The following is a 294-nucleotide window of genomic DNA, read 5'->3' on the forward strand; positions in this document are numbered from 1 at the left end:
GCGGGGATCAGGAGGCAAGGCAAGAGGTTCTTCAGGGGGGCACGCATCAGTTCTTGCGCTCCTTGATGATGATCAGGGACTGCGGCCGGCTGGCGTTCACCAGGAAGGGCCGTTCGGCAGCGTCATACAGCGGGAACAGCTCGGATACCGCGTCCTCGAAGGAGCCGTGGAAGCTCAGGGGAGCTTCGATCGGATAGTTGAGATCCTGCGGCTCCCAGCGGACCGTCCAGCGTGCGCGCTTGGCCCAGGCTTCCAAGGTGTCGCGCAGGGTTGATCCCGTCTCGGCTGACCAGG

General features: G+C 64.3%; 1 protein-coding gene. It reads right to left on the minus strand.

The features are described from left to right. Nucleotides 1-46: 46 nt before the first annotated feature. Nucleotides 47-294: toxin co-regulated pilus biosynthesis Q family protein (locus HMPREF2924_RS21845; protein WP_177344963.1), on the minus strand; the 248-nt coding region annotated here is incomplete at its 5' end.

It is taken from the genome of Pseudomonas sp. HMSC063H08 (assembly GCF_001813645.1).
GTDB classification, from domain to species: domain Bacteria; phylum Pseudomonadota; class Gammaproteobacteria; order Pseudomonadales; family Pseudomonadaceae; genus Pseudomonas; species Pseudomonas aeruginosa.